Source organism: Martelella mediterranea DSM 17316 (assembly GCF_002043005.1).
GTDB lineage: Bacteria > Pseudomonadota > Alphaproteobacteria > Rhizobiales > Rhizobiaceae > Martelella > Martelella mediterranea.
The window spans coordinates 45,732-64,671 of record NZ_CP020330.1; the positions used below are offsets into that span (position 1 = coordinate 45,732).

Annotated in this window: 21 protein-coding genes and 1 tRNA gene; 15 read left to right on the plus strand and 7 right to left on the minus strand. The window is 60.7% G+C overall.

The genetic code is table 11. The features are described 5' to 3' along the window. Positions 1-11: 11 nt before the first annotated feature. The 5 genes from Mame_RS00230 to Mame_RS00245 all read left to right on the plus strand — a co-directional run bounded on the left by Mame_RS00230 (position 12) and on the right by Mame_RS00245 (position 4,005). Complete coding sequence (locus Mame_RS00230) at positions 12-1,040, plus strand: methionine synthase (RefSeq protein WP_026173252.1); 1,029 nt, start codon at positions 12-14, stop codon at positions 1,038-1,040. Between the two features lie 335 nt (positions 1,041-1,375). Continuing rightward, positions 1,376-1,888, plus strand: a complete 513-nt coding sequence (locus tag Mame_RS27590) for a transposase domain-containing protein (protein WP_051085071.1) — start codon at positions 1,376-1,378, stop codon at positions 1,886-1,888. A gap of 6 nt (positions 1,889-1,894) precedes the next feature. Further along, the gene (locus Mame_RS26475) at positions 1,895-2,422 is read left to right on the plus strand and encodes a hypothetical protein (RefSeq protein WP_051085070.1); all 528 of its coding nucleotides are present in this window, start codon (positions 1,895-1,897) and stop codon (positions 2,420-2,422) included. Between the two features lie 27 nt (positions 2,423-2,449). Further along, a complete protein-coding gene (locus tag Mame_RS00240; protein WP_018063518.1) occupies positions 2,450-2,851 on the plus strand; it encodes a helix-hairpin-helix domain-containing protein in 402 nt (133 codons plus the stop codon). A 365-nt stretch (positions 2,852-3,216) separates the two neighbouring features. Next, complete coding sequence (locus tag Mame_RS00245; RefSeq protein ID WP_155121993.1) at positions 3,217-4,005, plus strand: hypothetical protein; 789 nt, start codon at positions 3,217-3,219, stop codon at positions 4,003-4,005. 1,033 nt (positions 4,006-5,038) lie between these two features. Here the strand turns inward: Mame_RS00245 and Mame_RS00255 are convergent. Beyond that, positions 5,039-5,128: transfer RNA gene (locus Mame_RS00255), tRNA-Ser, on the minus strand. Positions 5,129-5,382: 254 nt separating this feature from the next. Between Mame_RS00255 and msrA the strand changes: the two genes are divergently transcribed. The 10 genes from msrA (at position 5,383) to Mame_RS00305 (ending at position 14,857) form a co-directional block, all read left to right on the plus strand. Then, a complete protein-coding gene (gene msrA, locus Mame_RS00260; RefSeq protein WP_018063515.1) occupies positions 5,383-6,033 on the plus strand; it encodes a peptide-methionine (S)-S-oxide reductase MsrA in 651 nt (216 codons plus the stop codon). A 234-nt stretch (positions 6,034-6,267) separates the two neighbouring features. Continuing rightward, positions 6,268-7,260 carry a BMP family lipoprotein gene (locus Mame_RS00265; RefSeq protein WP_026173251.1) on the plus strand — a complete coding sequence of 331 codons (993 nt, stop codon included), beginning with the start codon at positions 6,268-6,270 and terminating at the stop codon, positions 7,258-7,260. 135 nt (positions 7,261-7,395) lie between these two features. Further along, complete coding sequence (locus Mame_RS00270) at positions 7,396-8,901, plus strand: ABC transporter ATP-binding protein (RefSeq protein ID WP_018063513.1); 1,506 nt, start codon at positions 7,396-7,398, stop codon at positions 8,899-8,901. Positions 8,902-8,908: 7 nt separating this feature from the next. Next, positions 8,909-10,021 (plus strand): ABC transporter permease, encoded by a 1,113-nt coding sequence (locus tag Mame_RS00275; protein ID WP_018063512.1) that lies wholly within the window; start codon positions 8,909-8,911, stop codon positions 10,019-10,021. A gap of 3 nt (positions 10,022-10,024) precedes the next feature. Then, positions 10,025-10,996: an ABC transporter permease gene (locus Mame_RS00280; RefSeq protein ID WP_018063511.1), complete on the plus strand. Its 972-nt coding sequence runs from the start codon at positions 10,025-10,027 to the stop codon at positions 10,994-10,996. A 1-nt stretch (position 10,997) separates the two neighbouring features. Further along, complete coding sequence (gene cdd / locus Mame_RS00285; protein ID WP_018063510.1) at positions 10,998-11,396, plus strand: cytidine deaminase; 399 nt, start codon at positions 10,998-11,000, stop codon at positions 11,394-11,396. Then, positions 11,393-12,187 carry a purine-nucleoside phosphorylase gene (locus tag Mame_RS00290; protein ID WP_018063509.1) on the plus strand — a complete coding sequence of 265 codons (795 nt, stop codon included), beginning with the start codon at positions 11,393-11,395 and terminating at the stop codon, positions 12,185-12,187. Before cdd ends, Mame_RS00290 begins: the two co-directional genes overlap by 4 nt. A 3-nt stretch (positions 12,188-12,190) precedes the next feature. Further along, entirely contained in the window at positions 12,191-12,964 is a 774-nt protein-coding gene (gene deoC / locus Mame_RS00295) for a deoxyribose-phosphate aldolase (RefSeq protein ID WP_018063508.1), read from the plus strand. A gap of 4 nt (positions 12,965-12,968) precedes the next feature. Continuing rightward, positions 12,969-14,297: a thymidine phosphorylase gene (gene deoA, locus Mame_RS00300; protein ID WP_018063507.1), complete on the plus strand. Its 1,329-nt coding sequence runs from the start codon at positions 12,969-12,971 to the stop codon at positions 14,295-14,297. 35 nt (positions 14,298-14,332) lie between these two features. Next, positions 14,333-14,857, plus strand: coding sequence for a hypothetical protein (locus Mame_RS00305; RefSeq protein WP_018063506.1), 525 nt, complete (start codon positions 14,333-14,335; stop codon positions 14,855-14,857). Here the strand turns inward: Mame_RS00305 and Mame_RS00310 are convergent, their stop codons facing one another. From Mame_RS00310 to purU, 6 genes are all read right to left on the minus strand, one after another. After that, on the minus strand, positions 14,858-15,130 hold the full coding sequence (locus Mame_RS00310; protein ID WP_018063505.1) for an usg protein: 273 nt from the start codon (positions 15,128-15,130) through the stop codon (positions 14,858-14,860). Positions 15,131-15,269: 139 nt separating this feature from the next. Beyond that, the gene (locus tag Mame_RS00315; protein WP_235726794.1) at positions 15,270-16,082 is read right to left on the minus strand and encodes an aldo/keto reductase; all 813 of its coding nucleotides are present in this window, start codon (positions 16,080-16,082) and stop codon (positions 15,270-15,272) included. Between the two features lie 74 nt (positions 16,083-16,156). Continuing rightward, the gene (locus tag Mame_RS00320) at positions 16,157-16,579 is read right to left on the minus strand and encodes a hypothetical protein (RefSeq protein WP_018063503.1); all 423 of its coding nucleotides are present in this window, start codon (positions 16,577-16,579) and stop codon (positions 16,157-16,159) included. Further along, the gene (locus Mame_RS00325; RefSeq protein ID WP_157624500.1) at positions 16,580-16,909 is read right to left on the minus strand and encodes an ElaB/YgaM/YqjD family protein; all 330 of its coding nucleotides are present in this window, start codon (positions 16,907-16,909) and stop codon (positions 16,580-16,582) included. A gap of 87 nt (positions 16,910-16,996) precedes the next feature. After that, positions 16,997-17,203, minus strand: a complete 207-nt coding sequence (locus Mame_RS00330; RefSeq protein WP_033409558.1) for a hypothetical protein — start codon at positions 17,201-17,203, stop codon at positions 16,997-16,999. Between the two features lie 545 nt (positions 17,204-17,748). Continuing rightward, positions 17,749-18,633 carry a formyltetrahydrofolate deformylase gene (purU, locus tag Mame_RS00335; RefSeq protein ID WP_018063500.1) on the minus strand — a complete coding sequence of 295 codons (885 nt, stop codon included), beginning with the start codon at positions 18,631-18,633 and terminating at the stop codon, positions 17,749-17,751. Positions 18,634-18,940: the final 307 nt, after the last annotated feature.

The window sequence follows — 18,940 nt, forward strand, 5'->3', positions numbered from 1 at the left end:
AGGTCGCGATCATGAACAAACTGCTTCCCACATCGACCGCCGGCAGCCTGCCCAAGCCCGCCTGGATCGCAGAGCCCGAAAAGCTCTGGTCCCCCTGGAAGCTCGAGGGTGATGAACTTGCCGAGGGCAAACAGGATGCGCTGCGGCTGACGCTGGCCGAGCAACAGCGCGCGGGCATCGATATCGTCAGCGATGGCGAACAGACCCGCCAGCACTTCGTCACGACCTTCATCGAGCATCTCGATGGCGTCGATTTCGAGAAGCGCGAGACGGTGAGGATCCGCAATCGCTATGATGCCAGCGTTCCGACCGTTGTCGGCGCCGTGTCGCGCGAAAGGCCGGTCTTCGTCGAAGATGCGAAATTTCTGCGCAGCCTGACCGACGGTCCGATCAAGTGGGCGCTGCCCGGTCCGATGACGATGATCGACACGCTTTATGACGCCCATTACCAGAGCCGAGAGAAGCTTGCCTGGGAGTTCGCCAAAATCCTCAATCAGGAAGCGCGCGAGCTGGAAGCGGCCGGCGTGGACATCATCCAGTTCGACGAACCCGCCTTCAACGTGTTCTTCGACGAGGTGAACGACTGGGGCATCGCCACGCTCGAAAGGGCGATCGAAGGGCTGAAATGCGAGACCGCGGTCCATATCTGCTATGGCTACGGCATCAAGGCCAATACCGACTGGAAGAAGACGCTGGGCTCCGAATGGCGGCAATATGAAGAAACCTTCCCGAAGCTTCAGGCCTCCAATATCGATCTGGTTTCGCTGGAGTGCCACAACTCGCATGTGCCGATGGAGCTGATCGAACTGATCCGCGGCAAGAAGGTGATGGTCGGCGCCATCGACGTGGCGACCATCACCATCGAAACGCCGGAGGAGGTCGCCGCGACTCTCCGCAAGGCGCTCCAGTTCGTCGACGCGGACAAGCTCTACCCCTGCACCAATTGCGGCATGACGCCGCTTGCGCGCAGCGTCGCCCGGGGCAAACTGCAAGCCCTCTCGGCAGGCGCGGCAATCGTGCGACGGGAAATCTCTGCCTAGAGCCGCTCCCGGTTGGCGCGGGATACCGCAGTATTGTTGTTGATGATTGAATACAGATAGAAGACGGCCAGCCCCGAGCGCCGCGTAGGGAGCCGAAGGCGAGTGCGGTTGTCCAATGCGTGGACGAGATCCATGATATCGGGATCACGGTCAAACCTTTGTCTCCACCAAACTAGAAGCCCGGGCTTGCGGCCATGCCAAACTTGCTTTCATCGCGGTATTCATGCACCGTCACAACTCGCGATTTATGATTTTCGGCAGGCAGGGGAGGTTCGCGGTGGTGGATTGGCTGGCCAGGCGTTGGGTTTCTTCGGCGCTTTTCATGGCATGCGGCTTTGTGGCGCTGGCGCCGGCAATCGCCCTCGCCTTTTCCGGCTTCGTGGTGCTGCTCTATTCCGGAGCGCATCTATCTCGACAACGGCCGGGCCTTCGCCTCCAAGATGATCTCAGGCGGCGCGAGAACGCGCTATCGTTGGAAGATCGACGAGGATGAAGTGGCGGGCCTGCTGGTTACGCTAGGCATCGAGCCACGTTTTGTGACGCCGTTTCACGGTCAGGCCAAGCCGATCGAGCGTGCCTGGAACGATCTGGCCGAGGAAGTCAGCAAACATCCGGCAATGTCCGGTTGCTACACCGGTCCTGGCGTCCACGCCAAGGATTACGGCTATGACACGCCGATCCCGCAGTCTGACATTGACGAGGCCGCCCGCCAGCGCCAGATGAAGCGTTCGCGCTACGATCCGCGTGCCGCCGCTGTCGAAGGCATCACCGACCAGCTCGACAATGACCGCGAAGTCCGCGCCGCTTCCATCGTCCAGGACCCGAACAATTACGACGCCGGCCGCTAGGTCACATTGGTCGGGACCGACAAGTTCTCCAACTTCGAAAGCTCCGATCCCTACGGCGTTATCGACGAGGGCTTTTCCGCCACGCTGATCTACCGCCCCAACATGATGACCATGGGCCGCCCCGTCTGGGACAGGCTGAAGCGACACCCCCGCCTGATCAAGGCCATCAAGGGCGGTCTCACCGAAGACGGCGCCATCACCAAACAGCAGTTTGCCGACCTGTTCGAAATCAGCCTGGAAAACCTGCTGATCGGCGAAGCCTGGATCAACACCGCCCGGAAAGGCCAGCAGGTCAATCTTCAGCGCGTCTGGGGCAACGCGATTTCGCTGCGTTATGTCGACGTCTCCAAGCAGGCCGCCGTCGACAGCGTCATGACATGGGGCTTCACCGCAGAGCTCGGCACCCGCATCTCCGGTTCCATTGAGGACCCCGATATCGGCCTTGAAGGCGGCGAGCGCGTCCGCGTCGGCGAGCGCGTCCGCGAACTCGTGGTCGCCAAGTCGCTCGGCTACCTGATCCGCAACCCGATCTGATCGAAACCCAAGACAAGGACGTTCGACATGGAAGAACTGACGAAGATTTCCGGCATCGGTCAGGCAACCGCAAAGAAACTGGTCGAGGCCGGCATTGCCGATCTCGCCGCCCTTGCCGCCGCCGATCCCGAAAAAGCCCCTGAAGGCTTTGCGCCGGAAGACTGGCAAAAGTGGATCGCGGCTGCCGTTGCCGCAGCTGCCACGGCTGAAGCCAGCAAAGCCAATGCCGGTGCAGACGGTCAGCAAAAAGCCGTTCAGCCGGAGACACCGGCCATCCCCGATACGAAGCCGGCCGCGCCGGCCAAAGGCCCGGTCTGCCGCGTCCGCGTTCGCTATGGCGGCCGCTACTACGACCCCGGCAAGCCTTTGCCCGGCAATATCTCCGCCGACGACGTCAACGAACTGAAGGCGCTCGACGCGATCGGCTGAGTGGTTCTGTCCTCCTTCGGCGGCGGGCAGACCAGCGAGGCCATCACGGAAGCAGCCCGAACCTTGCCGGTTTTCCCGCGTGAGGTCTGGTGCGCCGCAGGCAGCGGCACCCTCGCGCGGTCTTTGCGCAATGCCTGGCCGAAAGCCGAACTGCATGTGGTCCAGGTCGGCCGATCATTGCCAACCATCTCAGGAGCACATACCCACGCCGCTGGCTGCACCTTCGAAACCCCCATCCGCCCCAGTGCCCCATTCCCCACCCATCGCCACTACGAGGCGAAAGCGTGGCATCTGTTGACCGCCGAACGTCGCCGGGACAATGTCCTATTCTGGAATGTACACGGCTGACAAAACGGGGAATGCGAGTGAAAAGAGGCAGCGACGAAAGAGACGACGGCACAGATAATTCGCGAATAGCGTTTTTGGCCGTTGTCGGAACTGTCATTTGGGCGGGTGTTGCAGGTATCATCCTTTGGAAGGCGGGGTTGCCGACGAATTCGCCTGGATGGGGAGATTTCTTCGCGGGCGCATTTGCCCCTGTTGCGTTCATTTGGTTGGTTGTTGCTGTCTTCATTCAATCCAATGAACTGAAAGAGCAACGGAAAGAGCTCGCTCTTACGCGGGAAGAATTCGAATTGAACCGCGAGGTTCTGAAGGAACAGGCGAAGGAAGCGAAAAAGCAAGCCGAGTTTATCGGCCAACAGACAAAGGCCATGTTTGATCAGAAGAGGCTGCAGGAATTTGAAACAGCCTTAAGCACTTTTGCTATCCGGCTTGAGACGTATAGGGAAGCACTGCGTTTTAGTACCGAAAAGCACATATATGGGGCGCCAGTGTACACGGGAGAGGCAGGTCGCTACAAAGGTGAGGACCTCATACTGCATATTTTCAAAACTCTGCAGGAGTACGATAAGCTAACAGAAGGCAAGAGATGGACTGTCGAAAGATGGACGTCATTTCATCCGGAAGGGCTTGGCCGAATTGTTGAAGCGGCCAAAGCCTGCCTCATAGCTGCAAGCAAATTGTCTGAGGGCGATAGGCCAAGAGCGAAGGCTTTGGAGCTTGAGACACTCTGCGAGGACCTCAGCACTCTTTACGATCTCTCCACACAACAGAGTGGTGGCGCAGAAGGATCCGGTTACTCAAAGCTGTAGGAGTAAAAATTCGATCGCGCTGCAACCGTCGACATTGAAAACCGAGCGAGTAATCAAGGCACAGTTGGTTATTGCATGGTATTGCTAGTTTCGACGGCCAGCAATTTGCAAACGTCAGCTAGGCTACCCTCGATCCTGCGGTATCCCGCATTGCCGTCTTGGTACCACATTTCACCTTCGTATCGGTATACGCGAGTAGCGTTTGAGGTTGGCCCCGATGCGTAGCGTGGGTCTCTTGCACAAGTTTTGACAAGGACGGAGCTCGTTTGAAAGTCCTTGGCGAAATCGGACAGCTCCGGCGTGCTCGGTGAACCTCTGGGGACGACGAAGTTTAGCATCGCGATGACTGCCGAGATCGCGATAAAAGCCACCGAAGATCGTGTCCATTTGGCAGTGACCTTCGCTGCTTCGGCAGCTTCCTGGGAGGCCTTTGCCGCAAGCCGTGTCTGATCAGCTGACGCTACTTGCGCCGCCAAGGCGCGGCGACGAAACTCACTCTCAACTGCATAGCATAGCAACGAACCAGGCTGCGCGCCCCCCATTCGTTCCAAGAGCTCTTTGTCGGACAGTTCATAAAGCTCGTCAGGCCTAATGCTCATACTTTCTTCCTCGTTTGCTTTTTGTGGGCAATTTCGCTTCGAAAGCAAAAATCAAAGCGAACACAGACGGGCAAGCCCAAGCAAGTGCGAGGCCAGTATCCACGAAATCTCTATCTTTTGCATCAAGGGAACCGCGACTTCCCCAATACCCTGCGGCCTTGCGGAAGTTAGCAATAAAATGACAATACTTTACGGTTTGTACAAGCACTGATCACTGCGAAAATGCGCGTTACGCCAATGCTGCTCTATCGAGCTTTTCAAGCTCAGACCTTCGCGGCCAGCATCTCCAAAAAAATTCCGGATCGTCGTGTCAAAATTCCGGAATCGCGCGTCACGCTACAGTGGCCCTGCCGCGAAAACCGCTCAGCGACCGTCGGAACAGCATCGATAAGCCAACCGCTGGTCGCAGATAAATATCTGAATTTAAAAAAGCCTGGCGGACAGAGAGGGATTCGAACCCTCGATACGGTTTCCCGTATACACGCGTTCCAGGCGTGCGCCTTCAACCACTCGGCCACCTGTCCGTTCGATGCCTGCTTCGGCGAAACCGAGCGGCGGGAACGGCGCGATATATACCGATGAAGGCGCGATGATCAACCCGAATTTGTCAGTTTCCTGAAATGATTGCGCGCGGTCGCCAATTGCGCGGCCCCGTCGCCCGGCCGCGGAACCGGAACTTGTGTCCGTCCGTTTCCATGCTTATCTATTGCGCATTGATTGCCGGGCCCGCGCAGGCAAGGAATTGCGCCCCCGGCCCACCCGCTCAAAGGAGAACCAGATGTTTCTCTCGACCCTGAAAAAGGAAAAGACCACGCTGCCGACGGCGGAGACCGCGCTGCCCGGGCGCGCCGAGCCGATCCCCACGGCGCGCGAGCACTTCGTCAATGGCCGCCCGCTCGCGCCGCCCTATCCCGATCACCTCAAGGAAGTGATGCTCGGCATGGGGTGTTTCTGGGGCGCGGAACGGCTGTTGTGGCAGACGCCGGGCGTCTATGTGACCGTGGCCGGCTATTCCGGCGGCATCACCCCCAACCCGACCTATGAGGAAACCTGCACGGGGCTGACCGGCCACACCGAGGTGGTGCGCGTGGTCTACGATCCGCAGCAGGTGAGCCTTGAACAATTGCTCGCGATCTTCTTCGAGGCCCACGACCCGACCCAGGGCATGCGACAGGGCAATGATATCGGCACGACCTATCGCTCCGCGATCTACCTTGAGGACGAGGACGATCTGAAGCTTGCGGAACGCGTGCGCGACCGCTTCCAGTCCGCCCTGAAGCAAAGCGGGCGCGGCGGTGCGATCACCACCGAAATCGCGAAGGCCGGCGCTTTCTACCCGGCCGAGGATTATCACCAGCAATATCTGGCGAAGAACCCGGCCGGCTATTGCGGGCTCAGGGGCACCGGCGTCTCCTGCCCGATCGGCTGACCTTACCGGGCTGCCGCCAAACGATGTCGCTGGAGGGAGCGTTCGCGCTCCCTTTTCCGTTGTCCTGCCCTGTTGATAACCCCGCGCCGTTTTTTACCCTTCGGGCAAATTTTGTGATGAAATTTTGTCTGAGCCGTGCAACGATGATGGCAGGGTCGGCCATTGCGCGCCGGCAACCTTCCCGGATATGGGCCGGGATCTCAGGGTTTCACGCACAGGGAACAGAGCTGCGATATGAAGAAGACCATTTTGAGCCTTATGGCTGTAGCCGCCATGTCGACCACCGCGCTGGCCGCCGATTTCAAACCGGCGCTGGTCTACGGCACGGGCGGCAAGTTCGACAAATCCTTCAATGAATCAGCCTATAACGGCGCCGAGAAGTTCAAAGCCGACACCGGCGTCGAATACCGCGATTTCGAACCCACCGGCGACGCACAGGGCGAGCAGGCGATCCTGAATTTCGCCTCGATGGGCTTCAACCCGGTCGTGGCGCTGTCGTTTGCGTGGAAGTCGGCTGTCGAAAAGATCGCGCCGCAGTTCCCCGATACCGAGTTCTACATCGTCGATGACGTGATCGAGGCGCCGAACGTCCAGTCCGTCGTCTTCAAGGAAGAGCAGGGCTCCTATCTGGTCGGCCTTCTCGGCGCGATGAAATCGGAAACCGGCACGGTCGGCTTTGTCGGCGGCATGGATATCCCGCTGATCCACAAATTCGGCTGCGGCTATGCCCAGGGCGCCCATGCGGCCAATGAAAACGTCAAGGTGCTGCGCAATTTCGTCGGCACCACGGGCGCTGCCTGGAACGACCCGGTCAAGGCCGGCGAGCTCACCAAGAACCAGATGGACCAGGGCGCCGACGTGATCTACGCGGCAGCCGGCGCCTCCGGTCTCGGCGTGCTGCAGGCCGCGGCTGACGCCGAGAAATATTCGATCGGCGTCGATTCCAACCAGAACTACGTTCATCCCGGCTCGGTTCTGACCTCGATGGTCAAGCGCGTCGACAATGCCGTTTATGACGCTTTCAAGGGCAGCCAGGATGGCACCTTCGAGGCCGGCGTCAACAGCCTCGGCGTGGCCGAGGACGGCGTGGGCTGGGCCTATGACGAAAACAACAAGGCGCTGATCACCGAAGAGATGATGGCCGCCGTCGAAAAGGCCAAGGAAGGCATCATCTCCGGCGAGATCGAGGTCCACGACTACGCCGTCGACAATACCTGCCCCTATTGATGTGAACCATGGCGGGCGTCTGCGCGTGTCGCAGACGCCCGCCTTTTGACTTTCGCCCCGCGCTTTTTACATCGGCGGGCGGCGCCAGCCTGCCTTTCAATGGCCATGGCAAGACCTGTTGGAGAGTAACAGCATTTGAGCCCCGCGATCGAACTCATCGGCATCGACAAAAGCTTTGGCCCGGTCCATGCCAACAAGGACATCAATCTCACGGTTGAGAAGGGCACGATCCACGGCATCATCGGTGAAAACGGGGCGGGCAAGTCTACGCTGATGTCGATCCTCTATGGCTTCTATCAGGCCGATAACGGCGAGATCCGGGTGAATGGCGAAAAGCTGGTGATCGCCGACACCGATGTCGCGATCGATGCCGGCATCGGCATGGTGCATCAGCACTTCATGCTGGTGGAGGATTTCACCGTTCTGGAAAACATCATGCTCGGCGCGGAAGGCGGCGCGCTGCTCGCCAAGGGCGCGAGCGCTGCCCGCAAGGAACTGAAGCGGCTTGAGGAGGAATACGGCCTGGAGGTCGACCCCGACGCCGTGATCGAGGAACTGCCGGTCGGCCTGCAGCAGCGCGTCGAAATCCTGAAGGCGATGTTTCGCGGCGCCGAAATCCTGATCCTGGACGAGCCGACCGGCGTGCTGACGCCGTCGGAAGCCGATCACCTGTTCCGCATTCTCGGCATGCTGCGCGATCAGGGCAAGACCATCATCCTGATCACCCACAAGCTGCGTGAGATCATGGCGATCACCGACAAGGTCTCCGTCATGCGCCGCGGCGAGATGGTGGCTACCCGCGACACCGCCGAAACGACGGTGGAGGAGCTTGCCGAACTCATGGTCGGCCGCCGCGTGCTGCTGCGCGTGGAAAAGGGCGAGGCCAATCCGGGCGATGTCGCGCTTTCGGTGCGCAATCTCACCGTTCATGACGGGCGCGGCGTGCCGATGGTCAAGAACGTCTCCTTCGATGTGCGAAAGGGCGAGATCGTCGGTATTGCAGGCGTCGCCGGCAATGGCCAGTCGGAGTTGCTGGAGGCGCTTTCGGGCATCCGCAAGCCGCATTCCGGCGAAATCTGGATCGATGGCAAGAAGGTGGTTCATGCCGATCCGGCCCGGATCCGGCACGCGGGCGTTGCTCATATTCCCGAGGACCGTCACCATATGGGGCTGATCCTGCCGTTCGAGGAGCGCGAGAACAATATTCTCGGCTATCATCATCTTGAGAAATATGGCCGCGCGGGGGTGCTTGATCGTCAGGCGATCCTTGAGGACGCCCGCGAGAAGATCGAGAAATACGATATCCGTCCGCCAAATCCGATGCTGAAGACCGCCAATTTCTCCGGCGGCAACCAGCAGAAGATCGTGGTCGCCCGCGAGATCGAGCGCGACCCGGACATCCTGCTTGTCGGCCAGCCGACCCGTGGCGTCGATATCGGCGCGATCGAGTTCATCCACCGCCGCATCATCGATATGCGCGACAGCGGCAAGGCGGTGCTGCTTGTATCCGTTGAGCTGGACGAAATCCGCGGTCTTGCCGACCGCATACTGGTGATGTTCGCCGGCGAGGTGGTCGGCGAAACCACGCCGGCGGCGGACGAACAGAAACTCGGCCTGATGATGGCCGGGATAGCATCTTGAGGTCGACATGAGCGCCGCCAACACGCCCCTGCCCTCCTGGGTCACCTTTCTGCTGATGCCGCTGCTCAACCTCGTCACGGCGCTGGTGATTTCCGGCTTCGTGATCTGGATGATCGGCCAGAGCCCGTTCGAGGCGCTCGGCATCCTCATCAACGGCGCGCTTGGCAGCGGGATGGGCATCGGCTTCACGCTGTTTTACGCGACCAATTTCATCTTCACCGGTCTGTCGGTGGCGATGGCCTATCACGCCGGGCTGTTCAATATCGGCTCGGAGGGCCAGGCCTATGTCGGCGGGCTCGGCTGCGCGCTGGTGGCGCTGTCGCTCGGCAATTACGTGCCCTGGTATGTGACCATGCCCTTCGCCGTTCTGGGCGCGGGAATATTCGGCGCGGCCTGGGCCTTCATTCCGGCCTGGCTGCAGGCCAAGCGCGGCAGCCATATCGTGATCACCACGATCATGTTCAATTTCATCGGCGCCGCGCTGATGGTCTATCTGCTGGTGCATGTGCTGAAGCCCGCCGGCGCGATGTCGCCGGAAACGCGCGGCTTTGCCCCGGGCGGCCAGCTTCCGAACCTCGACTGGCTGATGGCGATGTTCGGATCGCGGCTTGGCCCCGCCCCGCTCAACGTCTCCTTCATCATCGCGCTTGTCATGGGCGTTGCCGTCTGGTTCCTGATCTGGCGCACCAAATTCGGCTATTCGGTGCGCGCGCTCGGCATGAGCAAGTCGGCCGCCACCTATGCCGGCATTCCCTATGCCCGCACGGTCATCGTCACCATGCTGCTGTCCGGCGGGCTGGCCGGCATGATGGCGCTCAATGTGGTGATGGGCTCGGCCGACCGCCTGCAGGTGGAATTCGTCGGCGGCGCGGGCTTTGTCGGCATCGCCGTGTCGCTGATGGGCCGCAACCATCCGCTCGGCATCGTGATCGCGGCAATCCTGTTCGGCATTCTCTACCAGGGCGGCGCCCAGCTTTCCTTCATGATGCCGCAGATCACCCGCGACATGATCGTGATGATCCAGGGTCTGGTCATCCTGTTTGCCGGCGCGCTGGAATTCCTCTACCGGCCGGCGCTGGTCAGGGTGTTTTCCAGACGACAGATGATGGCGGAGGCCTGAGCCATGCAGAGCATCGACATCATCATCGGCATGCTGGGCTCGACCATTCGCCTTTCCATTCCTCTGATCTTTACAGCACTTGCGGGGCTGTTTTCGGAACGCTCCGGCATTTTCGACATCGGGCTCGAAGGCAAGATGCTGGCCTCGGCCTTTGCGGCCGCCGTCGTCGCCTATTACACCGGCTCGCCCTGGCTCGGGCTGCTCGGCGGCATTCTGATCTCGATCGTCTTCAGTCTTGTTCACGGCTACGCCTCGATCACCGCGCGCGGCAACCAGATAGTCTCGGGCGTCGCGCTCAATTTCGTGGCGGCCGGGCTGACCGTGGTGCTCGGCAATGCCTGGTTCCGGCAGGGCGGACGCACCCCGCAGCTTGAAAACAGCGCCCGCTTTACCGGCATCGATTTCCCGGGCGCGGAGGCCGCGAGCCAGATGGGCTTTTTCGGCAAGCTCTATGCCGACGTCCTCTCCGGCAACAATATCCTCGTCTATATCGCCTTCATCACCGTGCCGATCGTATGGTGGGTGGTCTACAAGACCCGCTTCGGCCTGCGCCTGCGCGCCGTTGGCGAGAACCCCGGCGCGGTCGATACCGCCGGCATTTCGGTGACCTGGCTGAGATACCGGGCGGTGATCCTGGCCGGCCTGCTCTGCGGGTTTTCCGGCACCTATCTCGCGATCGCGCAATCGGCCTCGTTCATCAACAACATGTCGGCCGGCAAGGGCTATATCGCGCTCGCGGCGCTGATCTTCGCCAAATGGAAGCCGGTTCCGGTAATGTTTGCCTGCCTGCTGTTCGGCTTCCTCGAAGCGTTTTCCAATTTCATGCAGGGCAAGTCCATGCCGCTGATCGGCGAGGTGCCGGTGCAGGTGTTCCAGGCCATGCCCTATATCCTCACCTGCGTCCTCTTGGCGGGTTTCATCGGCACCGCCCGCCCGCCCAAGGCCGGCGGCGTGCCCTATACCAAGGAGCGGTAACATGACGACGCCAGCCGATCTGTTTACGGCCGCGCGCGCGGCAAGCGCCAAATCCTATTCGCCCTATTCGAAATTTCCGGTGGGCGCGGCCATCCTCGCCGAGGATGGCGAGGTCTATGCCGGGGCCAATGTCGAAAACCTTGCCTATCCAGAAGGCATCTGCGCCGAGGGCGTTGCGATCGGCCACATGATCATGGGCGGCGCGACGAAGATCAAGGCCGTCGCCGTCTATGCGCCGCGGCTGGCGCTGTGCTCGCCCTGCGGCGGCTGCCGCCAGAAGCTTGCCGAATTTTCCGATGCCGGCGCGGAGGTCTATCTCTGCGACGATACCGGCGTGCGCGAAACCGTGACCGTCGGCGGCCTGCTGCCCCACGCCTTCGACACCGAGGACATCGGATGACCGAGGCAGCGCTTCTGCTGAAGGAGGCGCTCGGCGATCTTTCGCCGCGCCACGCGATCGTGCTCGGCTCCGGCCTTGGCGGGCTGGCGGACGAAATTGAAAATCCGACGCGCTTTGCCTTTTCCGAACTGCCCGGTTTTCCGGTTGGCGCGGTCAGCGGCCATCATGGCAGTCTCGTTGCCGGGCTGCTTGCCGGCACGCCGGTGATCGTGCTGTCCGGCCGCGTGCACTATTACGAGCAGGGCGACGCGGCGGCGATGCGCCTACCGCTCGAAACGCTGGCGGCGCTCGGCGTCGAGAACCTGTTCCTCAGCAATGCCGCCGGATCGCTGCATGAAGACATGCCGCCCGGCTCGGTGATGCTGATTACCGATCATATCAATTACTCCGGCATGAACCCGCTGATCGGCGAGACCTCCGACCGCCGATTCACCGGCATGAGCCGTGCCTATGACCGCGAACTTGCCGACGCCATGCGCCGGGCGGCGGCCGGTCTCGACATAATACTTGCGGAAGGCACATATATGTGGTTTTCAGGACCGAGCTTCGAAACGCCGGCTGAGATCCGCATGGCCAGGGTGCTCGGCGCCGACGCGGTGGGCATGTCGACGGTCCCCGAGGTCATTCTGGCGCGCTTTCTGGGTATGAAGGTCGCGGCGGCCTCGGTGATCACGAATTTCGGGGCCGGCATGAGCCAGGGGGAGCTTGGCCATGACGAAACCAAGAAAATGGCGCCGATCGGCGGCCGCAAACTGGCCGCCATCGTCAAGCGCGCGATCGGCAAGGGGTAAGCCATGAAACACCATACGCTTCAGGAGGCCGCGTCGGTCTCGCTTTCGCTGCTTGACCTGACCAATCTGAACGACGACTGCACTGACAAGGATATCGAGACGCTGCTGGAGCGCGCCCATACGCCCTACGGCACGCCGGCGGCGATCTGCATCTGGCCGCGTTTCGTCAGCCTTGCCCGGCAGATGCTCGGCCCCGACCACCTGATCAAGATCGCGACCGTGGTGAATTTTCCCGCGGGCGACATGTCGATCTCGGCCGTGGAAGAGCAGACCGAACAGGCGATCCGCGACGGTGCCGACGAAATCGATCTCGTGATCCCCTATGCCAAGCTGAAAGCCGGCAATGAATGGGCCGTCAGCGAGATGATCCGCGCCGTGCGCTTTCTCTGCCGCGAACCGGTGCTGCTTAAGGTGATCCTCGAAACCGGCGAGCTCGCCGATGCCGGCCTGATCCGCAAGGCCGCGGAACTGGCGATCGCCGAGGGCGCGGACTTCATCAAGACCTCCACCGGCAAGGTCAAGATCAACGCCACGCTGGAAGCCGCCGACATCATGCTCGGCGTCATCCGCCAGACCGACCGCAAGGTTGGCATCAAGCCCGCCGGCGGCATTTCATCGGTTCGCGACGCCCAGCTCTATCTGAGCCTCGCCGAAACCGTGATGGGCGAGGGCTGGGTGATGCCCACCACCTTCCGCTTCGGCGCATCCGGCCTTCTGAACGACATCCAGGCCGTGCTGGACGGCAAGCAGTCGAGCGCGGCCTCCAGCGGCTATTGACCCCATGCTCGCCCAGGAGATCATCCGCAGGAAACGCGACGGGTTGACGCTCTCGGGCGAGGAGATCGCCAGCTTCGTGCGCGCGCTCGGCGACGAGACGCTATCGGAGGCACAGGCCGCCGCCTTCGCCATGGCCGTGTTCTTTCACGGCATGGACGAGGCGGAAACCGTGGCGCTGACGCTGGCGATGCGCGATTCCGGCCATGTTCTTTCATGGCCCGGCATTGACCGCCCGATCGCCGACAAGCATTCCACCGGCGGCATCGGCGACAATGTCTCGCTGATGCTCGCCCCGATCGCGGCCGCCGCAGGCCTTGCCGTGCCGATGATCTCGGGACGGGGGCTCGGCCCCTCCGGCGGCACGCTCGACAAGCTGGAATCGATACCGGGCTACAATATCGGCCCCGACGAAGCCACGCTGCGCCGGATCATCAACGAAACCGGCTGCGCGATCATCGGCCAGACAGCGGAACTGGCGCCAGCCGACAAGCGGCTTTACGCCATCCGCGATGTCACGGCCACGGTGGAATCCATGCCGCTGATCGTCTCCTCGATCCTGTCGAAGAAACTCGCCGCCGGGCTGCAAACGCTGGTGCTGGACGTCAAATTCGGCAATGGCGCATTCATGACCGACCCCGATGACGCGAGAGCACTCGCCCGTCTTCTGGTGAGGGTCGCAAACGGTGCCGGGCTTGCCACCACGGCGCTCGTCACCGATATGAACGAGCCTCTCGCCGACGCCGTCGGCAATGCGGTCGAGATCGAAAACGCGCTGTCGTTCCTGCGCGGAGAAAAGGCCGGTACGCGGCTCGAAGCCGTAGTTTTTGCCTTCGCTTCCGAGATGATCGCAAATGCAGGCCTTGCCGAAAGCCATGACCGCGCCCGCGAGATCGCCGTTGAAACGGTTTCGGGCGGCAGGGCGATGGAGACCTTCGGCCGAATGGTGGCAGGCCTCGGCGGCCCGGCGGATTTCGTCGAACGCTGGGAAAGCTACCTTCCAAAGGCCGCGATCATCCGCCCGGTCGAAGCCCCTTCCTCCGGCTATCTTGCCGCCTGCGACGCCAGGGCGATCGGTCTGAGCGTGGTGTCGCTTGGCGGCGGGCGGCAGCGTCCGACGGACCGCATCGACCACAGCGTCGGCTATTCCGTGCTGAGGCCGCTCGGCGCAAAGGTGGCCGCAGGTGAACCGCTCGCCCTTGTCCATGCCGCCACCGAGGAAGGCTGGCAGGAAGCCGCCGCAACGCTGCGCGCGGCCATCGCTATCGAGGATAATCCGCCCGCGGACCGACCGCTGGTGCTGGACCGGGTCGACGTAAGCGACAGCGATCTATAGTGTGGAAGACCGCGCTCCAGCAGAAGGTCGGTCCAATGTCTCTCAAAGCCCTGTTCGCCATTCTGGTTTTCGCCGCGCCGGCGCTTGCCGCCGAGCCGACGGATCCCGTTCGCGACGTCATGGCCGTGACCGAAAACAATTGGGCCACGGATCCGGCCGGCTATCAGGCCTTGTTCACCGAGGACCGTCTCTCGCGCCTGTTCAGCGCGGATTTCCAGATGCGCTATGCCGAGGCGATGAAGACGCCCTATGCCAGGGAGGCCGGTTCGCCCTTCGACTATGATGTCGTGACCAATGCTCAGGACGGATGCCCGCTCGAAAACGTGACGATCTCGCCGCCGAAACCGGTCGACGACGACGTGTTTCATGTCACCGTGCGGTTCCAGACGCTGGCCTGCGTGGGCGATGCGCCCGAATACCAGACCTATTCGACCGCGCGTTTCTCGATGGTCGAGGAGAATGGCGAAGCGCGGATCGACGATATCGTCGCGATCAACCCCATCGGGTTGATGCTGTCAGCCAAAGAGCAGTTGCAGGCGGTTATCGATGCCGGCGATTGATCAGTGGATCGTGAATTCCCCTGACACCTGACGCCATTCATTGGGGCCGATCAGCCGTCTGTGGGCGTAACGGACGGAATGCAGCGGCCCGTCGAGTTTCTCTTTCCAGAAATCGAGAAACTTGTGCATCTCGGGAAAATCGGGGGCAAGATCGTAGTCCTGCCAGACATAGGTCTGAAGCAGGCTTTCGAAGTCCGGCAGGCGGTAGAGGATATGCGCCGTCGTCAGCCCATAGCCGGCAAGCTGCAATTCGAAGTCCGATGCAAGTTTCATGGTCCACCTCATTGTCGTTGACAATATCAGAGGCTGACGTATTTTGCCGGCGGCTTCAATCTGAAAATTTCGTTTTAATAAACAAATTCAATATTTTGGCAGCAATTCAACTTGAGTGCTGCCAACGGATCCGAAAGGCTCAGTCCCACTCCGGCGCCCATTCCGGATCGATCAATCGCATGCCGGCGTCGAGTTCGCGGATGCGCATGACCTCCTCGCCGGAGAGCCTGATTGAGGCAGCATCCAGATTGGACTTCACCCGTTCGGGGCGGCTCGAAGTCGGGATCACCACATGGCCTTCCGCCATCAGGAAGGCGAGCGCGATGACGCCCTCCCCGGTCTCATGGGCCTCCGCCACTTCCTTCAGGATCGGATTGCCGGAGACTGTGCCCTGTGCGAGAGGGGAATAGGCCGTCAGCGCGATATCGTGCTGCCGGCAATAGTCGGCCACGACCCTGTTCTGGTTGAACACGTGACACTCGACCTGATTGGTCGAAATCTTGCGATCGCCGAGAAGGCGCGCAGCTTCCGCAAGCAGGGTCGTGTTAAAGTTGGACACGCCGATGCGCCGGGTCAGGCCATCGTCATAGACGGCGGCGAGTTCGCCGATATAGTCCTCGAAGGCGGGCCCATCGGGACGGCCGGGCCAGTGCAGCAGGAGAAGGTCGAGCTTGTCTACCCTGAGCCGCGCAAGACTCTCCTCCACGCTCGGACGGAAGGAAGCCGGGCCGTAATTATCGATCCACACCTTGGTGGTGACGAAAATATCCGCGGGCGTGAAGCCGGAATCGGAAATCGCATTGCCGACTTCGGTTTCATTGTCATAGGCCTGGGCGGTGTCGATATGGCGGTAGCCGGCCTCAAGAGCGGCGATCACCGTATCATAGGCCTCGCTGTCCTTCCGCTTCCAGGTACCGAAGCCCATTTGCGGTATGCCGTTGATCGTTTTCATGGTTATGTGTCATTCCCGCGAACACGCAAACGAAAGGCGCCGGGTCACCCCGCCGCCTGCCATTCGTTCCGTATTCACTTCTTTTTCTGGTAAGCGCGCATCAGCACGAAGGCGAGCGCCGCAATGGAGGCAACGCCCGTGATCGGCTTCTGGTTGATCATGGTCGGCACGACGCCAACGACGCTCTGAAGCATCTCCTCGGTCGCATATTTCGCCGCGCGGAACCGCCGCCGCTCCATGCGGTTCATCATCATCGCATAGGCGAGGACGAACATCGCCAGCGCTAGAGAGGCGATGGCGATCGTCAATGTGGCGCCGAGAGGCCCGAACTTTTCCGCAAGATAGATGGCAAGCGCTGCCACGCCGCTGACAAATGCGGCGAGAAACAGGAAGAACAGAATAACGGCGACAACCGCGTTACGCTTGGCTGAACGCGCAATGATGCGGCCATCCACTGCCATGGCGGCCGCCACGAGTGATATGAGCCGATCCATCATCTAGCGCCGCGTCAGGAGCGCCATCAGAAATCCGAAACCGGCAGCCATCAGGATCGACTGAAGCGGACGGCTGCGGATGTGATCCTCAACATCTTCCTCGAAGGACACGGCCTCGTCGCGGGCGCGATCATAAGCGTCCTGGCCGCTCTTGATTGCATCGTCGCGAAACTTCTCGGCCTTGACGCGCGCTTCAGAGGCTTTCTGATTGCCAAGAGCGCCGATCAGCTTCGTCAACTCGGCAATGTCGCCGCGCAACTGATCGATCTGAGCCTGAATGTCGGCTTCCGTCGTCTTGCCCGCCTGCGATTCCGTCGATTTATTGGCTACCATTGTGAACTCCTGAAATTCGGCTACTTCCTTACGATAACGCCCGAGCATGATCCTTGTTCCAGATCAAAGCAACAGCGAACGCGAAAATCAGCCCGCCAGAGCCTGATCAGGCCCTTCACGATAGAAAGCTTCCACATGGGTCCGGATGGCAAGGCGCAGTTCTTCCATCGTCTCGTACAGGCGGCCATCGAGACCGTGCACGTGAAACTTCACCGCCACGAACTTCAAGCGACCGTTTTCGGGGATGACGATGCCGACCGGCTGGCCGGCGAATTCAACCATCTGCTTTTTCATGAAATGCACCTCCGACCCTTGAAAAGCGGCCGGCCTCTTATGTTCTAGACGTATGTTTTCAACCTGCGTGTGCAGTCTGACGCATATGAAACCGGGCGCCCCTCAAGGCAAAGCCGGAGCAAAGCTCCCGGTGGATGGGTCAGGCCGCACTGCCTTTCGAACGACAGACGCAAAACAGGACATAATTGAGATGTCGGCGCTGAGTGATTTCTAAAGTATCCATCTCGACGGGCATCGAACGCCTCCTCTCCTTGAAGCGGCACAGAGCCGCATTCCGGTTATCGTGATAGCCAAAGCTGGCCACGAATACCAGAGTTATATTTTACCGATAATGAGGATATTCTTCAAATTCATGACACAATCGCTCGAAAAATTGAAATTTATTTTCCGGGCGAAAGCACCGATGGGGTCCGTAATCCTCCGCCTTCCCATAGATAGCGCGGGGCAAAGGGCGAACAAGGGCCCGGCCGATAAAATTGACCGCCCGTCAACAAATACAATCCCTGGATGCAGGCCGATTTATCGCCGCGTTGCGAGACGGGGCCTCAGCCCATCCGCTCAGAGGCGTAGGAGCCCGCGGACGGGGCAAAAATCACCGTGCGGTTGCCGTTGATGAACACCCGATGATGGATATGGGCGTGGATGGCGCGGGCCAGAACCAGCGCCTCGACGTCGCGCCCGAGCGCCACATAGTCGTCCGGGCTCTGGGCGTGGGTGATGCGCACCGTCTCCTGTTCGATGATCGGCCCCTCATCAAGGTCCGGCGTAACGTAATGCGCGGTCGCGCCGATCAGCTTGACGCCGCGCTGATAGGCCTGCTTGTAGGGATTGGCGCCCTTGAAGGACGGCAGGAAGGAATGATGGATATTGATCACCCGCCCCTCCATCTTCCGGCACAGCGCATCGGACAGCACCTGCATGTAGCGCGCCAGCACGACAAGCTCGGTATCGGTCTGGTCGATCAGTTCCATCAGCCGCGCCTCGGCCGCCGCCTTGTTCTCCTTGTTCACCGGGATATGGAAGAACGGGATATCGTGATTGACCACCAGCTTCTGGTAATCGAGATGGTTGGAAACGACCCCCACGATATCGATCGGCAGCGCGCCGATGCGCCAGCGATAGAGCAGGTCGTTGAGGCAATGGCCGAAGCGCGACACCATGATCAGCGTCTTCATCTTGTAGGCGCCGTCATGGAACTTGTAGTCCATCGAAAACGGCGCGGCGACCGCCTCGAAACCATCCCTCAGGCTGCCAAGACCGGTGCCGGTTTCGGATATGAAGCTGATGCGGATGAAAAACCGGCCGGTGTCCAGATCGTCATATTGCGAACTGTCGATGATATTGCAGCCCTCGGCGGCGAGATAGCCGGAAATCGCGGCAACGATGCCACGCGTGGAAGGGCAGGTCACCGTAAGCACATAATTATTCATAGCCGTCTCCCATTCCTTGAGCGCCAGCGTATCGCGGCGGCCGATCGGTCATAAAAGCTTGCGGCAGCGCTTTCAACCGCTGCCGCGTCCAGCGCATCAGACTATGGGCTGGGCTGTCACGCTATTGCATCGGCGACGCATAAAGGTCGATTGCCGCCAAGCAAGCATGCCGAGGCCGGTCATAACTGGAAAAACGACAGCCGGGAAACCAAATAAGTCGTGTCACCGTATCATTGACAAAGCTGTGCGCTATACTCCTGATAGTTCATCGCTGCTACCATATAGGCGCCATCTGATGGAGCCATGT

Excerpts from the sequence above, each read along its gene's own strand:
- Mame_RS00230 (WP_026173252.1), top strand. The coding sequence starts at position 12 with ATGAACAAACTGCTTCCCACATCGACCGCCGGCAGCCTGCCCAAGCCC.
- Mame_RS00240 (WP_018063518.1), top strand. The coding sequence starts at position 2,450 with ATGGAAGAACTGACGAAGATTTCCGGCATCGGTCAGGCAACCGCAAAG.
- msrA (WP_018063515.1), top strand. The coding sequence starts at position 5,383 with ATGTTTCTCTCGACCCTGAAAAAGGAAAAGACCACGCTGCCGACGGCG.
- Mame_RS00265 (WP_026173251.1), top strand. The coding sequence starts at position 6,268 with ATGAAGAAGACCATTTTGAGCCTTATGGCTGTAGCCGCCATGTCGACC.
- Mame_RS00275 (WP_018063512.1), top strand. The coding sequence starts at position 8,909 with ATGAGCGCCGCCAACACGCCCCTGCCCTCCTGGGTCACCTTTCTGCTG.
- Mame_RS00280 (WP_018063511.1), top strand. The coding sequence starts at position 10,025 with ATGCAGAGCATCGACATCATCATCGGCATGCTGGGCTCGACCATTCGC.
- cdd (WP_018063510.1), top strand. The coding sequence starts at position 10,998 with ATGACGACGCCAGCCGATCTGTTTACGGCCGCGCGCGCGGCAAGCGCC.
- Mame_RS00290 (WP_018063509.1), top strand. The coding sequence starts at position 11,393 with ATGACCGAGGCAGCGCTTCTGCTGAAGGAGGCGCTCGGCGATCTTTCG.
- deoC (WP_018063508.1), top strand. The coding sequence starts at position 12,191 with ATGAAACACCATACGCTTCAGGAGGCCGCGTCGGTCTCGCTTTCGCTG.
- deoA (WP_018063507.1), top strand. The coding sequence starts at position 12,969 with ATGCTCGCCCAGGAGATCATCCGCAGGAAACGCGACGGGTTGACGCTC.
- Mame_RS00305 (WP_018063506.1), top strand. The coding sequence starts at position 14,333 with ATGTCTCTCAAAGCCCTGTTCGCCATTCTGGTTTTCGCCGCGCCGGCG.
- Mame_RS00310 (WP_018063505.1), bottom strand. The coding sequence starts at position 15,130 with ATGAAACTTGCATCGGACTTCGAATTGCAGCTTGCCGGCTATGGGCTG.
- Mame_RS00315 (WP_235726794.1), bottom strand. The coding sequence starts at position 16,082 with ATGAAAACGATCAACGGCATACCGCAAATGGGCTTCGGTACCTGGAAG.
- Mame_RS00320 (WP_018063503.1), bottom strand. The coding sequence starts at position 16,579 with ATGATGGATCGGCTCATATCACTCGTGGCGGCCGCCATGGCAGTGGAT.
- Mame_RS00325 (WP_157624500.1), bottom strand. The coding sequence starts at position 16,909 with ATGGTAGCCAATAAATCGACGGAATCGCAGGCGGGCAAGACGACGGAA.
- Mame_RS00330 (WP_033409558.1), bottom strand. The coding sequence starts at position 17,203 with ATGAAAAAGCAGATGGTTGAATTCGCCGGCCAGCCGGTCGGCATCGTC.
- purU (WP_018063500.1), bottom strand. The coding sequence starts at position 18,633 with ATGAATAATTATGTGCTTACGGTGACCTGCCCTTCCACGCGTGGCATC.